The following is a 19,200-nucleotide window of genomic DNA, read 5'->3' as shown; positions in this document are numbered from 1 at the left end:
TCCAACAACGACGGTAACGATCCAATTGAATTCGATGAAACGCACTCCCGGCCCAGTCATGCTCGATGTCGAGGGCACGACGCTCAACGACGCGGATATCGAGCGCATCTCGAATCCGATGACGGGCGGCATCATTCTCTTCGCGCGGCACTTCAAGGATCGCGCGCAACTCGTCGCATTGACCGATGCGATTCGCGCGGTACGCGAAGACATTCTTATCGCAGTCGATCACGAAGGCGGACGCGTGCAGCGCTTTCGCACCGATGGCTTCACGGTGCTGCCCGCGCCTGGAAAGCTCGGCGCGCTGTGGGACAAGGACGTGCTCGCGGCCACCAAGGTGGCGACGGCGTTCGGTTACGTGCTCGCTTCGGAATTGCGCGCGTGCGGCATCGACATGAGTTTTACGCCGGTGCTCGACCTGAACTACGGTCAGTCGCAGGTCATTGGCGATCGTGCGTTGCATGGCGATCCGCGTGTAGTGACGCTGCTTGCCAAGAGCCTGAATCATGGGCTTGCGCTTGCCGGCATGGCCAATTGCGGGAAGCACTTTCCTGGACACGGGTTCGCCTCGGCGGATTCTCACGTCGCGTTGCCCACGGACGATCGCTCGCTCGAAGAGATCCTCGCCGCCGATATCCGTCCTTACGACTGGCTCGGCTTGTCGCTGGCGTCTGTCATTCCGGCGCACGTGATCTACACGCAAGTCGACGACAAACCCGCGGGCTTCTCGCGTATCTGGCTGCAGGACATTTTGCGCGGCAAGCTGGGCTTCAATGGCGCGATCTTCAGCGACGATCTTTCGATGGAAGCCGCGCGCGCCGGCGGCACGCTCACCGAAGCGGCGAGCGCCGCGCTCACCGCGGGCTGCGACATGGTGCTCATCTGCAATCAGCCAAAAGAGGCGGGCAAGGTGCTGAACCAGTTGCGCTATACGCCTACGAAGGCATCCGAGCAGCGTCTCAAGCAGATGCGTCCGCGTGGCAAGGCGCCGCGCTGGAGCAAGTTGCAGGGGCAGGCGGAATATCGGGCGGCACGGGAGCTGGTGAAGAGCGCGTTGGGTTGAGGCGATCGGCGAAAGCAAGTCAACGTCCGCCACGGCGGAGCGCCAAGCAAAAGGCCACGGCAGACAAACCGTGGCCTTTTGCTTGTGTGATTGGAGCGCGCCGAGCGTTGCCCGGCGGCGCCGACCATCACGACGATTCCAGCTTCATCCTTTGCAACTTGTTGTAAAGCGTCTTCGGGCTGATGCCAAGCAGCGTCGCTGCCCGATGCCGCGTGCCACCAACCGCTTCGAGCGTCGCGCGAATCAGCATGTCTTCGACATCGGCGAGCGCGGTCCCAACCGTGACCTGCACGCTGCTGCCGTTCAGACCGCGACCGCTGCCGCCTTGTTCATCGGCGCGCAAGGTTTCGATCGTTTCGCCCGACGCGTGATATGCCCGGCGCACGCGTTCGCGCAACTCGCGCACGTTGCCCGGCCATTCGTTCGCGATACATTCCCGCAGGAACGCAGGGCTGATGCGTTTAGGCGACCCGCTCGTGATGCCCGCGATATGGTTCTCGCGATTCAGCTCGTCGACGAATTGCTCGGCGACCAGCGCGATGTCGTCGTCGCGTTCGCGCAGCGGCGGCAGATTGATCGACGAACCCGCAAGACGCTGGAACAGATCTTCGCGCAACGCGCCGTTCGCAACGGCATCGCGGATCGGCGTGCGCGACGCCGCGATCAAGCGGAAGTCCGTCATGATGCGGTTGCTGCCGCCCACGCGCATGAAGGTCTGCGAGTCGAGCGCGCGTAACAGCGCTTCTTGTTGGGCGGCGGGAAGCGAATCGATCTGATCGAGGAACAGCGTGCCGCCGCCCGATTGCTCGAGCAGCCCCGGCTCGCGATTCTCCGCGCCCGCGAACGCGTTGCGCTCGTGGCCGAACAGCACGCTTTCCATCGAACGATGCGCGCCATCGCGCGCCGCCGAGCAATCGAACGTGACGAACGGCCCCTTGCGACGGCGGCTCAGTTCGTGAATCGTGCGCGCCGCGATCTTCTTGCCCGTGCCCGCTTCGCCGCAAATCAGCACGGCGGCTTCGGTTGGCGCGGTATGTTCGATGAGATCGTAGATATGCTGCATGGCCGCGCTGCGCCCGAGCATCTCGCCGAAGTGGCCGAGTTCGCGCAGTGTCGAACGCAGGGCCTGCACTTCCTCGGTCAGCTCGTATGGACGCGGAATGCGCGCGAGAAGGCTGCGCAAGCGTGGAATGTTGACCGGCTTGAGCAGATAGTCCCAGATGCCGTGCCGCAGGCCTTCGATCGCGCTTTCGACGGTTGCGTTGCCGGTCATCACGATCACGGGCAGCGCGCCGTCGGGCGCATGAGAAGGCAGGCTCGGCAGCAGGTCGAGACCGCTTCCGTCCGGCAGATTCAAGTCGATGAGCACGACATCGGGAATGGAACGCGACAAGGCAGCGCGCGCTTCTGCAAGCGTCGTCGCGGTGTCGACGGTGAAGTCGTCGGCCGTCAGGATCGCGGACAGGCCGGACAAGCTATTGGGATCGTCTTCGACAATCAGTGCGTGTGGCATGGCGGACACAACGTATTAAATGGACTGTGATTCGCCGTCGCCGCAAGCATGGCCTTCGAAGCGATGCGAGGGCTCCGGCACGTCATGGGCGGGATATGCGCGCCCTTTTCCGGCGTGCTGCGTACAGGTCCCGCTGCGTTTGTTCGTCCTGCGCTTTCTTCTTGGTTCTCGTTATTGCGACTGTTGCGGCTATTGCGACTGTTGCGTCTTGACGCGCAGATCGTTATTGACGGATTGCACGCCCGACACGCTGCGGGTGATCGAGATTGCCTTCTGGATCTGATCCTCCGAATTGACATACCCGGACAACAGCACGACGCCGCGATACGTCGCCACGCTTACCACGAGCGATCTGAACCCCGGCTCCGCGATCAATGCGGCCTTCACGCGAGCCGTCACCGAAGCGTCGGATGCATAGTCGCCTGCCGCTTCGCGCGACGGTGTCGACTGGCAACCCGCCGTGAGTGCAAAAACGGGCAGCGCGAGCATCGCGGCGAGCAGCAGATGACTGCCGATGATGGGCTTTTTACGCATGTCGTTATTGTTAAGTCCGTATTAAGCGGACGGAGCAGAAAGCGTGCCACCGCGTAAGTTTTGGACTAGATCCTTACGAATCAAGCGCGGATGAGCCTCTGCGGCCGGTCGCTAATCGCTTAATTAGGTCGCGACCGGTAAAGTTTGCCTGAATTTGTCAAAAACTTCACGCAAAAGAAAAAAGCGCCCGCGAAGGGGCGCTTTCTTGTGCGGAGTAAAACGACGCTTAAAACGTCATTGCCGCGAGCAGTTCCGGGCGTGGCTTACGCGCGGCTGCGATATTCGTTGGTGCGGGTGTCGATTTCGATCTTGTCGCCGATGTTGCAGAAGAGCGGCACTTGCAGTTCGAATCCGGTGTTGAGCTTAGCGGTCTTGAGCACCTTGCCCGACGACGTGTCGCCCTTGACGGCCGGTTCCGTGTAGATGATTTCACGAACCAGCGTGGTCGGCAGTTCAACCGAGATGGCCTTCTCGTTGTAGAACACGACTTCGCAAGTCATGCCGTCTTCGAGGTAGTTGAGCGCGTCGCCCATCATTTCGGCTTCGACTTCGAACTGGTTGTAGTCGGCGTCCATGAAAACGTACATGGGATCAGCGAAGTAAGAGTACGTCACTTCCTTGCGATCCAGCACGACGACGTCGAACTTGTCGTCCGCCTTGTAGACGGTTTCCATGCCTGCGGCCGTCAGCAGGTTCTTGAACTTCATCTTGACGACCGCGGAGTTACGGCCCGATTTGTTGTACTCGGCGCGTTGAACGACCATGGCATCGCTGCCGATCATGACGACGTTGCCGACGCGGAGTTCTTGTGCGGTCTTCATAAAAACTAGTCCTGTACGAATGTTTGGCTTGAATTGCTGCGGAATGAATAAATCGGCAGCGGTGTGTTTGTGTTGCGTCGCGTGTTCGACCGTAAGGTCCGAACGCGGACCACCGCGCGAGAATTCTGTGCTACGAGGTTCCGGCTTTTTTTCTGATCGGCGTTCAGGGCTTCGGTTTCCGAACCCAAGCGTAAGGCGTAAGGTGCGAAATCTTTTGGCTGAACAATGCCGTCCCTCGGATAACCGCTTATTTTAACTGAGTTTTTGCCGATTTGGCCACTGGATTGGAGGCAGCGCGACGCCTTCGGTAGACGTTATTTCGCCATCCGCTCAGTGGCGTGCGCGACGAGATTGCTGGCGAGATCGCCGACTTGAGCGAGTTCGGCCGCCCATTGCCGCGCGCGCGCCTCGAATTCGCGCCGATGCGCCCAGAAGTCCGCCCAGTCCACCGTGCCAACGCCGTTCCAGGCATGCCAGAAGCGATGCGCCGCGCCGCGCGCGTCGGCGCAAAGCTGCTGCGTGTAATGGCCGAGCGCCGCGTCGAGTTTGGGCAGATGGGCGTCGTCGGATTGCGGATAGATGTGCCATACGAAAGGCTTTTGGGCCCATTGCGCGCGCACGAACGAGTCTTCGCCGCGCACGAAGTTGATGTCGGCGGCCCATAAAAGCTCGTCGAAGCGCGGTTGTTCGACGAAGCCGAGCGCGTGTGCTTCCAGCGCGCCCGCCCGCGCCGATGCGCCCGCCGCAAAGCCCGTCAGTCCAAAAAAACGCGCAAGCGCGCCGGAGATGCGGCCCTCGGGCACGAGCAAGGTGACGGGCGCGTTGCCGTCGCGCCATTGAGCGAGGAGGGTATCGACGGCGGGATTTTCGTAGGCGAAGAGCGAGACGACCGTCCGATCGGGCGCGGGCTTTTCGATGCCCACGCGCTCGCGCCACCAGGCGGACGCGTCGAAACGCTGGCGCGCTTGGTCCAGATCGCGTTCCTTGATGACGCCGCCGGTTCCCGCGCCGAGTCCAGGAAAGAAGAAGCTCTTGTCGAGCGGATAGCGCGGATGAGGCGACGGCCGCATATGAAAGTCCGCGACCCAGTCTTCGCCACTCAGGTATTCGAGGTTGATCCACACGGGTTTGCGCGCGCGACGCGCCATCGCGGCGATATACGCGTGCGGGATTTCGCAGGCGAACGCCTCGATCACGACATCGGCGATCTGAAGCGTATCGCCCGCGTGCGCCGGCTCGCGCCAGTGTTCGACGACGACGCCCGCCGCTTCCTGCCGCGCGAGCGCGACATCGATTTCGGGGCACAGTGCGTGGAAAACGTTAAGGTCATCGACCAGCAGCCGCACGCGCCAGCCGTGCTCGTGGCGCAACTGGCGCGCGAGCCGCCAGCACACGCCGACGTCGCCGAAATTGTCGACGACCGCGCAGAAGATGTCGCAAGCGACCTGGCTGTGGGGCTCGTGGCCGGCTTGCTGCCGATGATGTGTCGTTGACATGGGCGTCGAAGGCGGCCGGCGGGACGGCGGCGTAATGTTCTAAACTGGCGATTCTAAGATACCGGTCGCGCCCGGACGTAAAGCGTCCTCGCGCCGTGCCGATGCCTCCTCGCGCTCCACGCTTACTCGCTGCATGACTGACAACGACGCTCCCGCACCGGATTTCGACCCGAAGAAAACGCTCAGGCAATTGCCGAATCTGCCGGGCGTCTACCGCTATTACGACGGCGACGGCAAGGTGCTCTATGTCGGCAAGGCGCGCAATCTGAAGAAGCGCGTGTCGAGCTACTTCACGAAGACGCTGCACTCGCCGCGCATCGCGATGATGGTGACGCGCATCCGCAAGATCGAGACGACCGTGACGCGCTCGGAAGCGGAAGCGTTGCTGCTCGAAAACAATCTGATCAAGGCGCTGGCGCCGCGCTACAACATTCTTTTTCGCGACGACAAGTCCTATCCGTTCCTCAAGCTGACCGGGCACAAGTTTCCGCGCATGGCGTACTACCGCGGCTCGGTGGACAAGAAGAACCAGTATTTCGGGCCGTTCCCGAGCGCGTGGGCCGTGCGCGAGAGCATCCAGATTCTGCAGCGCGTCTTTCAGCTGCGCACGTGCGAAGACTCGGTGTTCAGCAATCGCACGCGGCCGTGTCTGTTGCATCAGATCGGGCGCTGCACGGCGCCGTGCACGGGACTCATCAACGAAGACGACTACGCGCGCGATGTATCGAACGCGTCGCGTTTTTTGCTCGGCCGGCAGGGCGAAGTGATGAAGGAACTCGAGCAGAAGATGCACGCCTTCGCCGCCGATCTGCGCTTCGAGCAGGCGGCGGCCGTGCGCAATCAGATGAGTTCGCTGTCGACGGTGCTGCATCAGCAGGCGATCGAAGTCGGCGGCGAGAGCGACGTCGATATCCTCGCGGTCGTGGCGCTCGGCGGCAAGGTGTGCGTGAATCTGGCGATGGTGCGCGGCGGCCGGCATCTCGGCGACAAGGCGTATTTTCCGGCGCATGTCGAAAGCGCGATCGCGCTGGGCGATGAGGATGCGCTTGGGGATGACCTGGAAGAGCAGGCGCCGGACGCGGTCGGAGCGACGGAAGCGTCGAGCGAATCGGGTGCCGCTCGTACGAGTGTCGCGGTGATTGCGGGTGTCGCCGGAGCGGACGATGCAATGGACGGCGGCGGTGTGCTCGAAGCCAACGACGCGCGCACAGCCGACAACATGACGCCAGCCGCCGACGCAACCGAGGCCAACGACGAAACGCAAGCCAACGACGCACTCGATGCCAACGAAGAGCTCGACTCGGAAGACGCCATCGAAGCCAACGAAACATCCCGCGAAGGCGCCCTCGAAGCCGAAGTGCTCGAAGCGTTCATGGCACAGCACTACATCGGCAATCGCATCCCGCCGGTGCTGGTCGTGAGCCACGCGCCCGCGAGCCGCGAGCTCATCGATCTGCTCAACGAACAGGCGGGACACAAGGTCACGCTACTGCGTCAGCCGCAAGGTCAGAAACGCGTGTGGCTCTCCATGGCCGAGCAAAACGCGAAGCTCGCGCTCGCGCGTCTGCTATCGGAACAAGGTTCGCAGCAAGCGCGCACGCGCTCGCTCGCCGAGACGCTCAGCCTCGACATGGAAGACCTGGCGCAACTGCGCATCGAGTGCTTCGACATCAGTCACACCATGGGCGAGGCGACGCAGGCATCGTGCGTGGTGTATCACCATCACAAGATGCAGTCGGGCGAGTATCGTCGCTACAACATCACCGGCATCACGCCCGGCGACGATTACGCCGCCATGCGTCAAGTGCTCACGCGCCGCTACGAGAAAATGGTCGCGCTTGCCGCCGCCAACGCCAGCGACGAAGCCACGACGTTGCAAACCGAAGACGCCGCCGATCCCAACGTCACGCCGGATGCCGCATCGCCCGTATCTGCTGGCGGGACGCTGCCGAATATCGTGCTGATCGATGGCGGCAAGGGACAAGTCGAGATCGCGCGCCAGGTGTTTTCGGAGCTCGGGCTCGATCATGGCATGCTGGTGGGTGTCGCGAAGGGCGAAGGGCGCAAGGTCGGGCTCGAAACGCTGATCTTCGCCGATGGCCGTTCCGCGCTCGAACTCGGCAAGGAAAGCGCCGCGCTGATGCTCGTCGCGCAGATTCGCGACGAAGCGCATCGCTTCGCGATCACCGGCATGCGCGCCAAGCGCGCCAAGACGCGGCAAACGTCGCGCCTGGAAGAACTCGAAGGCGTCGGCGCGAAACGGCGTCAGCGGCTCTTGTCGCGTTTCGGCGGTTTGCGCGGCGTGCAGGCGGCGAGCGTGGAAGATCTGGCGAGCGTCGAAGGCATTTCGCTGGCACTCGCGCAGCAGATTTATCGACAGTTGCATTGAGCCGGACGCATGGCGCGGCGCGGCTCGCAATGGCCGCGCCGCGTGGCCCGCCGCCTTGTGAGCGACGGGTCGACGCGGCACAATGGCACCTCCCTTTCATGTGGCTCTCGCTCTCGTCCATGCCGTTCAACTTACCGATTTTCCTGACGTGGCTGCGAATCGTGCTGATTCCGCTCGTCGTGGGCGTGTTCTATTTGCCGGACATGATGTTGAGCCTCGAGCATCGTAATTTGCTCGCCATGGTCATCTTCGTTCTGGCCGCGCTCACCGACTGGTTCGACGGCTTTCTTGCGCGCAAGCTTAATCAGACGTCCGCGTTCGGCGCGTTTCTCGACCCGGTCGCGGACAAACTCATGGTGACGGCTGCTTTGCTCGTGCTCGTGCAGCTCATGCGCTTGAACGCGGTGATCGCGCTCGTGATCGTCGGGCGGGAGATCACGATCTCGGCGCTGCGCGAATGGATGGCGCAGATCGGCGCATCGAAGAGCGTCGCGGTGAATTCGCTGGGGAAGTTCAAGACCGTATGTCAGATGGTCGCCATTCCGATGCTGCTGTTTTATGGGCAGTTGCGCATCCCCGGCGTGCAATGGGTGATCGATACGCGCGTGTGGGGCTTGTGGCTCATCGATGTCGCCGCGTTCCTCACCGTTTGGTCGATGCTGTACTACATGAAACTCGCGTGGCCGCAGATTCGTGAGCGGGGCGGCATGCTGTGAGTTAAGCCGTCCTTGCAGCCGTTCCTCAGTTTGCTAAAAATTGCGTCGAAACACGAAAAGGGCGCGCAAAAACAGTTGACACCTTTTCTTCGCTTCTACATAATCTCGTTTCTGTCGAACACGCAGCGCCAGCAGCAAGGAAGTAAAGAGCTGAAGGCACCGCGAAGACGGCAGAAAGCATCAGCAACGCGGGAGTAGCTCAGTTGGTAGAGCGCAACCTTGCCAAGGTTGAGGTCGCGAGTTCGAGCCTCGTCTCCCGCTCCAGATTCAAGTTTTCGAGGCATGCAGCGCAGCGGTATCAAGCGAAGCGGCAACGAAAGCAGCAGCAAGCAAGTGTAAGCAGTAACGCAGCACGGAAAGATCAATGCGGGAGTAGCTCAGTTGGTAGAGCGCAACCTTGCCAAGGTTGAGGTCGCGAGTTCGAGCCTCGTCTCCCGCTCCAATCAAAGGGGAAGCAACGCTTCCCTTTTTGTTTGGTGGACTTGCCGGCGTTTCGGCCGGGACCACCACACCGCTTATGGCGCGATAGCAAAGCGGTTATGCAGCGGCCTGCAAAGCCGTTTAGACCGGTTCGACTCCGGTTCGCGCCTCCAAAAAAAAGCCCTGATTCGTCAGGGCTTTTTCTTTTTACAACGTCGGATCTTCGGCGCTTCTGCCGATTCTCGATTGCTGCAAGGAAGCTCCCGATACGCCGCGTGGCGCCGGCGCGGCATAATTGCGGCACTTTCCATTGGCGCGGCATCCGCCGCGCCGCATGCCAAATCCATGACCGACAGACTCTCCAACATTCAGTGGCGCTGGAAGCGCTTCGACGATCTCACGACGACCGAGGTCTACGACATGCTCGCGGCACGCGGCGCGGTCTTCGTCGTCGAGCAAAACTGCGTTTATGGCGATATCGACGGCTACGATGTCGATGCCTGGCATTTGCTCGCCTACGGCGAAGACGAGCAACTCGCAGGCTATCTACGTGTGTTGCTGCCAGGGTTTCCGAAAGAAAGCGAAACCGATGTCCGCATTGGCCGCGTGCTGACGACCGTCAGATTTCGCGGCTTCAAACTCGGTAACGCGATGCTCGAACGCGCGCTCGATCACATCATCGCGCAATGGCCGGATCAGCCGATCAGTCTGCACGCGCAAGCCCATCTGCAGAAGTTTTATGGCGCGTTCGGTTTCGTCGCGTCGTCGGGCGTACATGACGAAGACGGCATTCCGCACGTGTGGATGCGCCGTCCCGGCTTCGGCGCATAACGCCTGAGAGCGCGTTCCTACATGCTCTTCCCGTGGATCACGCGTTCGAGATCGGCTGCAATGGCGTCGATGGAATCGCGGTCGGTGGCAAGCAGGCGCGCGTGACCATCGCGATCGAAGATGTACACGGCCGAGCTGTGCGTGACCTCGTAAGCGCCGCTCGGATCGCGCTTCTCCATCTGATACGCCACGCGGTACCGCTGCGCGATGGCTTCGATTTGCCGATCCGAGCCCGTCATGCCCACGGCGTGTTTGCCGTCGAAAGCGCGCACGTAAGTCCGCAGCAACGCGGGCGTGTCGCGCGCGGGATCGACCGAAACGAATACGATGCGCGTCTGGTCCGCGTCAGGCCCCACGCGCGCCAGAACCTGCATGAGACGCGCCATGGTTTCTGGGCACACATCCGGACAATGCGTATAGCCGAAATAGACGAGCGTCGCGCGGCCTTTCAACGATTGGCCCGACACATGCGCGCCGCTGTCATCGACGAGTGAAAAATCGAGATCGGGCAGATGGCCGGAAACATCGGTCAGATGCCAGGGCTCGGCGGGACGCGAGCAGGCAGCAAGCGCGGTGAGCAGAACAGATACAAGCAGGCGGCGGAAGGGTACGGGCATCGAAAGGTGCTTTGGACTGTAACGGCTGTATCAAGCCCGCAAAATACACGCCTTTTCATCGGCGTGAGGCGCATGATTTAGCTTTAAGCACATTTTTGAGACAATTTGCCGCGCGCGCCTGCTCTTCCGTAAGCAAGACGCCATGCGATCGTCAATCCGCTCCTTTCCAGACGGAAAGCCTGCGGCAGTAACATGCGATACGCACGCGCCCATCACAGGCAAACCACAGGTCAACGATCGATGCAAATTCTTCCCGATTCCCTGTCTCTTGCCGAGACCGCTTTCTTCTTCGACTTCGACGGCACGCTGGTCGAACTCGCCTCCACGCCGGATGGCATTTTCGTGCCGCGCTCGGTGCCCGACATTCTCGCCGCCTTGCGACGCGCCACCAATAACGCGGTCGCGGTTGTGTCGGGGCGCGGTATCGACAACATCGATTCGTTCTTGCAGATGCCCGATCTGCCCGTCGCCGGCATGCACGGCGCCGAGCGGCGCGATTCGAATGGCGACGTGCAGCGCATTGGTTTCAACGACGAGCGGCTTTTGCGCATGGAGCACGCGCTCGAAGGCGTCGTCAGCGCGAATCCCGGCATGCTGCTCGAAATCAAGGGCGCCGCGCTCGCGCTACATTATCGCAATGCGCCGGATCGCGAACCGGCCGCGCGTGCGGCCACCGAGCGGCTCGTCGCACAATACGCCGATGCCTACGTGCTTCAGCCCGGCAAGATGGTCTACGAGATCAAGCCGAAGGACGTCGACAAGGGCCGCGCGGTGCGCGCGTACATGAGCGAGCCGCCGTTCACGGGACGCAAGCCCGTCTTCATCGGCGACGATCTTACGGACGAGAAAGGCTTCGCGGTCGTCAACGAATTCGACGGTCTGTCGATCAAAGTCGGTCCCGGCGACACCGTGGCGCGCGCGCGAATCGAATCCGTCGAACTGCTGCTCGACTGGCTGCAAGTGATCGCGGGCACGGCGGGGAAGCACGCGTGAGCCGGCTGATCATCGTTTCGAACCGGGTGGCGCCGATCTCCGAAGGCGGCCCGGCCGCGGGTGGCCTCGCGGTCGGCGTCTACGACGCACTCAAGGAAACCGGCGGCATGTGGTTCGGCTGGAGCGGCGACGTGCTGAACGCGCCGCCGGAAAGCATCAAGCTGGAAGAGCACGGGCCGGTGACGTTCGCGACCATCGGACTTTCGCGGCAAGACTACGATCAGTACTATCGCGGGTTTTCCAACGCGACGTTGTGGCCGGCGTTTCACTATCGGCCGGATCTGATCGAGTTTGACCGCAACGAATACGAAGGCTATTGCCGCGTCAATCGCTGGCTGGCCGCGCAGCTCGCGCCGCTGCTCAAGCCCGACGACGTGATTTGGGTGCACGACTATCACCTCATTCCGTTTGCGCAGGCGTTGCGGGCGCAGGGCGTTCGAAATCGCATCGGGTTCTTTCTGCATATACCGTTTCCAGCGTCGCAGATTCTCTTGAGCGTGCCGCGTCATCGGAACCTGGTGGAAGCGTTGTGCGACTTCGATCTGCTGGGTTTCCAAACTGAGCCCGATTTGCGCGCGTTTTGCGATTACATCGAAACCGAGGCGGGCGGCACGCTCGCGAAAGACGGCGCGAAGCCGGTCGTGGTCAGCGCGTTCGGCAAGACGGCGCGCGCGGCGGCTTATCCGATTGGCGTCTATCCCGACGAAGTCGCGGCGCTCGCGAAACACGGCGAGAGCGGCCGCGACGTGCAGATCGTCAAGGCGACGCTGCATCAGCGCAAGCTCGTGATGAGCGTGGATCGGCTGGATTATTCGAAGGGTCTGGTCGAGCGATTTCGGGCGTTCGAGCGTCTGATCGAGCATCGGCCGCAGCAGCGAAACAACGTTTCGTTTTTGCAGATCGCGCCGCCGACGCGCTCGGACGTCGATGCTTACCGCGACATTCGCCTGCAACTCGAAGCGGAGTCGGGGCGCATCAACGGGCGTTACGCCGAGCTGGACTGGACGCCCATTCGCTATATCCATCGGCAATACGAACGGCCGGTGCTCGCGGCGCTGTTCCGCGAGGCGCATGTCGGCCTCGTCACACCATTGCGCGACGGCATGAATCTGGTGGCAAAGGAATATGTGTCGGCGCAAGACCCGGACGATCCCGGCGTGCTTGTGTTGTCGCAATTCGCTGGCGCTGCGCGTGAGCTGACTGCCGCGCTCATCGTGAATCCGCTCGATATCGACGATATGGCCGATGCACTCGCCACCGCGCTTGCAATGCCGCTCGACGAGCGCCGGGCGCGTTATACGGAGATGATGGCGCAACTGCGCGACAACAACGTTTCCGTGTGGCGGGATAACTTTTTGCGGGATTTGAAGGCGGGGTAGAGCGGCGACCGATTACGCCAAAGCAACGCAGATTAAATAAGCCGCGTTCCCTTCCGGGAAGCGCGGCTTTTTAACGTCGTCGTCGAAACTTAGGCCGGCTGCTTATGCGGCGTGGCAACGATGGATGGCAACTTGCCGTGCTGCTTCGACAGCAACTCGCGATACAACCCAGGCCGGTCGCGCAGTTCTTGCGGCGAGCCATCGTCGATCACCTTGCCGGCGCTCATCACGATGATGCGGTCGAAGTTCTGCAACGTCGACAAACGGTGCGCAATGGCAACCACCGTGCGGCCGACCATCAACCGGTCGAGCGCCTGCTGAATGGCTTCTTCCGATGAACTGTCGAGCGCGGACGTCGCCTCATCGAGCAAGAGAATTGGCGCGTTTTTAAGAATCGCGCGCGCGATCGCGATGCGTTGACGCTGACCGCCCGACAGCTTCACGCCGCGATCGCCGACGATGGTATCGAAGCCTTCCGGCATTGCTTCGATGAAATCCGTGCAGCGGGCTTCGCGAGCGGCGGCCATGACTTCCTCACGCGTCGCTTCGGGCCGGCCATACGCAATGTTCTCGAACACCGTGCGATGGAACAGCGAAATATCCTGCGGCACGAGCGCAATCGAATGTCGCAGGCTGTCCTGCGTGATGCCGTTGATATCCTGGCCATCGACCTTGATGCTGCCCTTCTGCGTCTCGTAGAAGCGCTGCAGAAGCGCGAGCACGGTTGACTTGCCCGCGCCCGACTTGCCGATCAGACCGACTCGCTGACCCGGTTCGATATGCAGATGGAAGTTGTCGAGAATCGGACGACGGCGCGGATACGCGAACGTGACGCCATCGAAATCGACGCGGCCGCCCTGTGGCACGAGTTCGGTGGCGTCGGAACGGTCGGGCATGCCATGCGGTTCGAGCAGCGTCTGCACGGCTTCGGCCAGACGCGCGACGTGCTGCGTGACATCCACGAGCGCCACGGCGAGGTCGCGCGTGCCGTGCAGGATCGTGAAACCGAGCGAGCTGACGAGCACGATATCGCCCGAGGTCGCCTGGCCTTTCGACCAAAGCCACAGTGCCCAGCCGAGCAGCCCGGCGGAGAGAATCGCCGTCACGACCGCGTGGAAGAGGCGCAGCTTTTCCAGGTACAAGAGGCTTTGCTGACGCGCGACCATCTCGGCCTTCACTGTCGAGCCGAAACGCTTCTGCTCGTTGAAGGTCATGCCGAACGCGCGCACGAGCGCCATGTTGCCGATCACGTCGACCAGTTCGCCATCCACCGAAGCGGCCTTCGACGCGAAGCTGTGATGCCGCGCCGAACCGCGCTTGGCCAGCCGATACAAAATGAACGCGAGGATCAGCGACGCGCCCATGAGGCAGCACGCCATCAACGGATTCACCGCGACGATCATGATGATCGCGCCCAGCACCGCGATGCACGGCGGCAAGACGTTCCAGGCCATCACGTTTTCGGAGGTGTAGATCGCGTTCGAGGTCGCCGTGATCCGGCTCGCGAGCATGCCGGGCTGTTTCTCGGAGAAGTAAGTCGGCGAATGGCCGCTCAAGTACGAGAACAAGTCCTTGCGCAGGTCGCCCGTCACGATCACGAACACGTGCGCGCCGACCCAGCCGCCGACCCGCCAAAGCAGGTTGTCGGCGGCGATCAGTCCCACCAGGATCATGAACGCGCCCCAGAGCGGACCGGGATGCCCCCGGCCTTGACCGAGCACATCGATCAGATGTTTGATCGCGTACTGGGAAGCGAGCGCGCAGCCAACTGCGGCAAACACGCTGAAGAGGACGATGGCATGCGCTACCGGATGCCGGCGTATGTAACGCAGAAGGAACGCCAGCGGGCGATGTGCATAGCTCGCGAGCTTGGCGTTGTGTGCGTTACGTTGAGAGACGGTAAGTTGGTCCAATGGTCTTTTTTCGTCGTAGAGCGGTTGAGCGTGTGTTGCGCTTTCGGATTTCCGGGCGAAAAGCGTTTCGGCGACGCGGCGCCGTCTCCATTGCCTGAATTGTAGCCACTATCGCTCAAGCCTCAGGCGTCAATCGGGCGTTTAATGCTGGGCGGCAGTCTTGCCGCTTCGACATCGTCCGCAGTGGACCGAACGCTAGGCCGAGCGCCGCCGCGATTCGAGCGCCTTGCGGCATCGGCGCGCATTGTAAGCACTTTGCGAAACTTTTTGCGATGGAGCAAGCGCTCAAATTAAGCTCGCCTGCCGCAGCCACGCTATACGGGTTCGATTTCAGACCGGTGGCACCGCCAAGCCAAAGCACGTGTCGCGCCAGCGTAGGTTGATGGGTGGTCGAAATGGACTTCGCAGCATCGAGAGCGTGGCGTCGCCCGTGCATCGTTCAAGCGCGTGGGTCCAATGTAGAACAGCCTTAGTAAACAGGGGTTTGCAAAATGTTTCCCCCGTGTAACAAGGTAAATAAGTTGAAATGCCTGCCTGCGTGCTCTGTAAAAAGCTCCATAATTCGCTCCGGGTTTTCACTAAGTTTTTTTGACAGCTTTTTGTAGGATGTCGTCAACCTCGAAAGCCGTTACGCGTTTATTGCTGGTGTGCGGATTATTTTGAGACATGGAATCGCTTTTGCTTCGATGCGATCCGTTCGAAGGTCTCGCGCAAAACCCAAGTGACCGGCGACCACGCTTTTCTTTCTCGTGCATCAGCTTTGCAACGCGGTGAATCCACCGCAGCAGCTCCCGCCCGAGCCGAGCGATTCGCCCCTTGTCCACGACTGAAGTACTTAGCCTGATTTTTATTTTGGAGTTTCCGACATGCGAATCGCTCAAATCGCGCCCCTCCACGAGGCTGTTCCGCCGAAGCTCTACGGTGGCACGGAACGCGTGGTGTCTTATCTGACCGAGGCTCTCGTCGAGGCCGGACACGACGTCACGCTCTTCGCGAGCGGTGATTCGCAAACGTCCGCGAAGCTCGAAGCGTTCTGGCCGCAAGCGCTGCGTCTGGATCCGACCATTCGCGACACGATGGCGCCGCACATGCTGCTGCTCGAAGAAGTCCGCCGCCGCGCTGACGAATTCGACGTGCTGCATTTCCATATCGATTATTACCCGTTCTCGCTGTTCGCACGTCAGCCTGTGCCGTTCGTGACGACCATGCACGGTCGTCTCGATCTGCCAGAACTGCAGCCAATCTTCTCGACGTTCAACGACGTGCCGGTTGTCTCGATTTCCGACAATCAGCGTCAGCCGCTGCCGCAAGCGAACTGGCTGTCGACGGTGTATCACGGCCTGCCGGAAAATCTGCTCACGCCGATCCCGAACGTCAAGCCCGGCTACCTGGCGTTTCTCGGCCGTATCTCGCCGGAAAAGCGCGTGGACCGTGCAATCCGTATCGCGCAGGCCGCCGGCATGAAGATCAAGATCGCCGCGAAGCTGGACAAGGCCGATCGCGCTTACTACGAGGAAGAGATCAAGCCGCTCTTCGCGCTGCCGCATGTCGAATACATCGGTGAAATCAGTGAAGCGGAAAAGACCGAGTTCCTCGGCAACGCGCACGCGCTGCTGTTCCCGATCGACTGGCCGGAGCCCTTCGGTCTCGTCATGATCGAGGCCATGGCGTGTGGCACGCCGGTGATCGCGTTCAACCGCGGTTCGGTGCCGGAAGTGATCGAGAACGGTGTGTCGGGCTTCGTTGTCGAAGACGAACTCTCGGCGATCGCCGCAGTGAAGCGTCTCGACACGCTGTCGCGCGCGAAGGTGCGTGAGGCGTTCGAAACGCGCTTCTCGTCGAAGGTCATGGCCGCGCGCTATGTCGAAAACTACGAGGAACTGCTGCGTCAAAAGCGTCGCACGGTGCTGCGCGAAGTGAACGCAGGCTAAGTTTTCGCACGCTGTTTTCGTATCGAACAACGCCCCGCGCGCCGCAAGGCTCGCGGGGCGTTGTCGCAATGGCACAATTGAATGGCGCATCTGAGCGCTAAGCCGCTTTCGTCCGCGAAACCTCTGAGGAAAATCGTAATCTCCCTATAATGTCCGGGCTTCGTCAAGTGCGAAGCGAAATTGCCGTTAGCGTGGATAGTGCGCGGCGGCGTGCATCGAATGAAAGACAGGAGCGCAACTTTTGGCGATACCCAAGCAAATCAGCGCGAGCCCGGCGCCCGGCGCCGGCACGGTATTCGCGCTGCGGGCCATCGGACTCATACTCGCGGCGCGCTGGGCGTTGTCGATGTCGCAAATGGGCTATCTGTCCTCGCTGCGCGCCATGACATCGTCGCCGTGGGCGTGTCTGAATCTCGTGCTGATTTTTTTGCTGATCGCGCTGCCGGGTGCGAAGGCGCGCATCGAGCGGCCGCTGCATCCGCTGCCACAATGGCTGCGGCAGGCGCTGCGCTTCCTTGCGCTCCTCGCGTTTGCCTTCGCGATGTTCTCAGTGGGCGCGTTCGTCTGGGCTTCGGGCTGGCGCCGTTTCGTACACACGCTCGCCGAGACCAACGGCTGGCTCGCGGTCGGCCCGGCGCTCTACGCAGTCGTGATGTGGATATGCCGTCCGCGTGCGCTCTGGCGTACCAATATCGCGGCGCGGCGCTTTGCCATCGGCCGCTTTGCAATCTCGCTCGATCCCGTCACGCGCACCGCGATGGTCTGGGCGGAAAGCCGCAAGCTCGGTCAGTACGATGCGCGGGAGTTGTCGGTGAAGTGGCCCGCGCCCGTCGCCGACGAAGCCGCGCAAATCTCGATTCTTGCGCCATCGACGGAACCGGCCGCGCCGGCATCGACGATCTATCGCAATGGCACACTCAGGAAGAGTTGGTTCGCGCGCCGTCCGAAGGTCGAGTTGTTGTGGGATTCGCCGGCAGCGGCGGGGCACAATCGCAAGACGGTATTTCGCGCGCCGTTGGCGAGTGTCGGCGACCGCAACGCGGCGCGCGCACTCGACACGACCTTGCGGCAAGTCTGACGAGGTCGCCGGCAACGCAGAATTTGCTTCTCGTTTTCGATGGAGGGAAGGATGCTGATACGCTGGTTGCTCGCTGCGCTTCACTTGCTTGGTTTCGGTTTCGCCTTGGGCGCCGTGCTCGCGCGTGCGCGCGCCTTGCGGCGGTTCGATGTCGCGCAGTCGGTGCAGGCGAACGATGTGCGTCTGCGCGATGTGTTCCGCTCCGATTCCGTGTGGGGCATCACTGCAATCGTGCTGATCGTCACCGGGCTGATGCGCGCGTTTGGCGGCTTCGAGAAAGGCGGCTCGTACTATTTGCACGAGCCGCTTTTTCATCTGAAGATGACCGCGCTCGTGCTGATCTTGCTGATCGAAGTTTCACCGATGCTCGCGTTGATTCGCTGGCGCGTGACGCTCGCGCAGGGCGGACCGATCGATCTCACGCGCGCCCGGCGCTTCGCGTGGATGAGCGATCTGGAAGCGGCGCTGGTGATCGTGATGGTGATTGCCGCAAGCGGAATGGCGCGCGGCGTGTGGGCGTCTTAGCTTCGGCTGGCGAAGCGCGTGGACGAAAAAAAACGGCGCCCGAAGGCGCCGTTTTTTATGGCATTCAGTTCAGACTTCAACTGCTTGCCTCTGTCATGGTGGGTAGTACTGGGATCGAACCAGTGACCCCTGCCGTGTGAAGGCAGTGCTCTACCGCTGAGCTAACCACCCGAAGAGATTGAGATTATGTCAGGACGTTCTCGATTCGTAAAGCTCTTCTTTGAACAAATTCGAAAAAATCACGCGGCAAGCGTATCGCTATCCGCGGGCGCGGCTTCCGTGCGCCACACGCTCGTGCCTTTGATCGCTCGGTCGAGGTCGGAGAGCACGGCTTCATGCGCCGTGAGCTCGTCAGCGCTTGCCGCGATGACCGTGAGATCGAGGTCGTCGAGCGCGATACGCGGCGTGCCTGTCGTGCCTTGCGCGGGCTGGTCGCCGAGCATGTCGATGACGAGGCTTTCCTGACCGCGCGTCATCGCCAAATAGACTTCCGCGAGCAGCTCGGAGTCGAGCAATGCGCCATGCAGCGTGCGGTGCGCGTTGCTGATGCCGAAGCGGTCACAGAGCGCATCGAGCGAGTTCCGTTTGCCGGGGAACATCTGCTTGGCTTGCGCGAGCGAGTCGATCACGCCGGCGCACATCGTCGACACTTTTGGCAAGCCGAGTAGCGCGAACTCCATGTCGAGAAAGCCGACGTCGAACGGCGCGTTATGAATGATCAACTCCGCGCCGCTGATGAAGTCGCGCAACTGCGCGGCAATCTCAGTGAACTTCGGTTTGTCGCGCAGGAACTCCGTCGTCAGGCCGTGCACCGCGAGCGCGCCCGGGTCGCTGTCACGTTCGGGGTTCACGTACAAATGCAGGTTGTTACCCGTAAGCCTGCGATTGACCAGTTCGACGCAGCCGATTTCGATGATCCGGTCGCCCGTGCGAGCGTTCAGGCCGGTGGTTTCGGTGTCCAGTATCAGTTGGCGCATGAGA

At 61.6% G+C, this 19,200-nt stretch carries 16 protein-coding genes and 4 tRNA genes; 12 read left to right on the top strand and 8 right to left on the bottom strand.

Translation table 11 applies throughout. The features are described from left to right. Positions 1-34 precede the first annotated feature (34 nt). The gene (gene nagZ, locus NCT04_RS10265) at positions 35-1,063 is read left to right on the top strand and encodes a beta-N-acetylhexosaminidase (protein WP_244825792.1); all 1,029 of its coding nucleotides are present in this window, start codon (positions 35-37) and stop codon (positions 1,061-1,063) included. A gap of 127 nt (positions 1,064-1,190) precedes the next feature. Here the strand turns inward: nagZ and NCT04_RS10260 are convergent, their stop codons facing one another. From NCT04_RS10260 to earP, 4 genes are all read right to left on the bottom strand, one after another. Further along, positions 1,191-2,576 carry a sigma-54-dependent transcriptional regulator gene (locus tag NCT04_RS10260; RefSeq protein ID WP_250465257.1) on the bottom strand — a complete coding sequence of 462 codons (1,386 nt, stop codon included), beginning with the start codon at positions 2,574-2,576 and terminating at the stop codon, positions 1,191-1,193. 189 nt (positions 2,577-2,765) lie between these two features. Further along, positions 2,766-3,110, bottom strand: coding sequence for a BON domain-containing protein (locus tag NCT04_RS10255; protein ID WP_250465256.1), 345 nt, complete (start codon positions 3,108-3,110; stop codon positions 2,766-2,768). A 263-nt stretch (positions 3,111-3,373) separates the two neighbouring features. Beyond that, on the bottom strand, positions 3,374-3,931 hold the full coding sequence (gene efp / locus NCT04_RS10250) for an elongation factor P (protein WP_086966248.1): 558 nt from the start codon (positions 3,929-3,931) through the stop codon (positions 3,374-3,376). Between the two features lie 314 nt (positions 3,932-4,245). Continuing rightward, positions 4,246-5,427: an elongation factor P maturation arginine rhamnosyltransferase EarP gene (earP, locus tag NCT04_RS10245; RefSeq protein WP_250465255.1), complete on the bottom strand. Its 1,182-nt coding sequence runs from the start codon at positions 5,425-5,427 to the stop codon at positions 4,246-4,248. A 133-nt stretch (positions 5,428-5,560) separates the two neighbouring features. Between earP and uvrC the strand changes: the two genes are divergently transcribed. The 6 genes from uvrC (at position 5,561) to NCT04_RS10215 (ending at position 9,783) form a co-directional block, all read left to right on the top strand. After that, the gene (gene uvrC / locus NCT04_RS10240) at positions 5,561-7,816 is read left to right on the top strand and encodes an excinuclease ABC subunit UvrC (RefSeq protein ID WP_250465254.1); all 2,256 of its coding nucleotides are present in this window, start codon (positions 5,561-5,563) and stop codon (positions 7,814-7,816) included. Positions 7,817-7,935: 119 nt separating this feature from the next. Continuing rightward, complete coding sequence (gene pgsA, locus NCT04_RS10235) at positions 7,936-8,532, top strand: CDP-diacylglycerol--glycerol-3-phosphate 3-phosphatidyltransferase (RefSeq protein WP_244828086.1); 597 nt, start codon at positions 7,936-7,938, stop codon at positions 8,530-8,532. Positions 8,533-8,720: 188 nt separating this feature from the next. After that, positions 8,721-8,796: transfer RNA gene (locus NCT04_RS10230), tRNA-Gly, on the top strand. 102 nt (positions 8,797-8,898) lie between these two features. Next, a tRNA-Gly gene (locus NCT04_RS10225) sits at positions 8,899-8,974 on the top strand. Between the two features lie 77 nt (positions 8,975-9,051). After that, positions 9,052-9,125: transfer RNA gene (locus tag NCT04_RS10220), tRNA-Cys, on the top strand. 172 nt (positions 9,126-9,297) lie between these two features. Next, positions 9,298-9,783: a GNAT family N-acetyltransferase gene (locus tag NCT04_RS10215; RefSeq protein WP_250465253.1), complete on the top strand. Its 486-nt coding sequence runs from the start codon at positions 9,298-9,300 to the stop codon at positions 9,781-9,783. Positions 9,784-9,800: 17 nt separating this feature from the next. Here the strand turns inward: NCT04_RS10215 and NCT04_RS10210 are convergent, their stop codons facing one another. Continuing rightward, the gene (locus NCT04_RS10210; RefSeq protein WP_250465252.1) at positions 9,801-10,400 is read right to left on the bottom strand and encodes an SCO family protein; all 600 of its coding nucleotides are present in this window, start codon (positions 10,398-10,400) and stop codon (positions 9,801-9,803) included. A 240-nt stretch (positions 10,401-10,640) separates the two neighbouring features. Here NCT04_RS10210 and otsB point away from each other — a divergent pair, with 240 nt between their 5' ends. Together otsB and otsA are read left to right on the top strand one after the other, a co-directional pair. Beyond that, positions 10,641-11,393, top strand: a complete 753-nt coding sequence (otsB, locus tag NCT04_RS10205; protein WP_250465251.1) for a trehalose-phosphatase — start codon at positions 10,641-10,643, stop codon at positions 11,391-11,393. Continuing rightward, positions 11,390-12,772, top strand: coding sequence for an alpha,alpha-trehalose-phosphate synthase (UDP-forming) (gene otsA, locus NCT04_RS10200; RefSeq protein ID WP_250465250.1), 1,383 nt, complete (start codon positions 11,390-11,392; stop codon positions 12,770-12,772). The genes otsB and otsA overlap by 4 nt, the downstream gene beginning before the upstream one ends. A gap of 89 nt (positions 12,773-12,861) precedes the next feature. On the opposite strand, the gene NCT04_RS10195 is transcribed toward otsA, so the two are convergent. Beyond that, positions 12,862-14,685, bottom strand: a complete 1,824-nt coding sequence (locus NCT04_RS10195) for an ABC transporter ATP-binding protein (protein ID WP_244825774.1) — start codon at positions 14,683-14,685, stop codon at positions 12,862-12,864. A gap of 866 nt (positions 14,686-15,551) precedes the next feature. Here NCT04_RS10195 and NCT04_RS10190 point away from each other — a divergent pair. The 3 genes from NCT04_RS10190 (at position 15,552) to NCT04_RS10180 (ending at position 18,219) form a co-directional block, all read left to right on the top strand. Further along, positions 15,552-16,616 (top strand): glycosyltransferase family 4 protein, encoded by a 1,065-nt coding sequence (locus NCT04_RS10190; RefSeq protein WP_244825773.1) that lies wholly within the window; start codon positions 15,552-15,554, stop codon positions 16,614-16,616. Positions 16,617-16,857: 241 nt separating this feature from the next. Further along, a complete protein-coding gene (locus NCT04_RS10185) occupies positions 16,858-17,694 on the top strand; it encodes a hypothetical protein (RefSeq protein ID WP_250465249.1) in 837 nt (278 codons plus the stop codon). Positions 17,695-17,745: 51 nt separating this feature from the next. Continuing rightward, positions 17,746-18,219, top strand: coding sequence for a DUF2214 family protein (locus NCT04_RS10180; protein ID WP_250465248.1), 474 nt, complete (start codon positions 17,746-17,748; stop codon positions 18,217-18,219). 96 nt (positions 18,220-18,315) lie between these two features. On the opposite strand, the gene NCT04_RS10175 is transcribed toward NCT04_RS10180, so the two are convergent. Then, positions 18,316-18,390 (bottom strand) — tRNA-Val (locus NCT04_RS10175). A 68-nt stretch (positions 18,391-18,458) separates the two neighbouring features. Then, a complete protein-coding gene (dnaQ, locus tag NCT04_RS10170) occupies positions 18,459-19,196 on the bottom strand; it encodes a DNA polymerase III subunit epsilon (protein WP_250465247.1) in 738 nt (245 codons plus the stop codon). Positions 19,197-19,200: the final 4 nt, after the last annotated feature.

The sequence above is a fragment of the Caballeronia sp. GAFFF2 genome (assembly GCF_023631485.1).
GTDB lineage: Bacteria > Pseudomonadota > Gammaproteobacteria > Burkholderiales > Burkholderiaceae > Caballeronia.
Note: the sequence above shows the minus strand (reverse complement) of the source record. Positions and strands in the feature narration are given on the sequence as shown.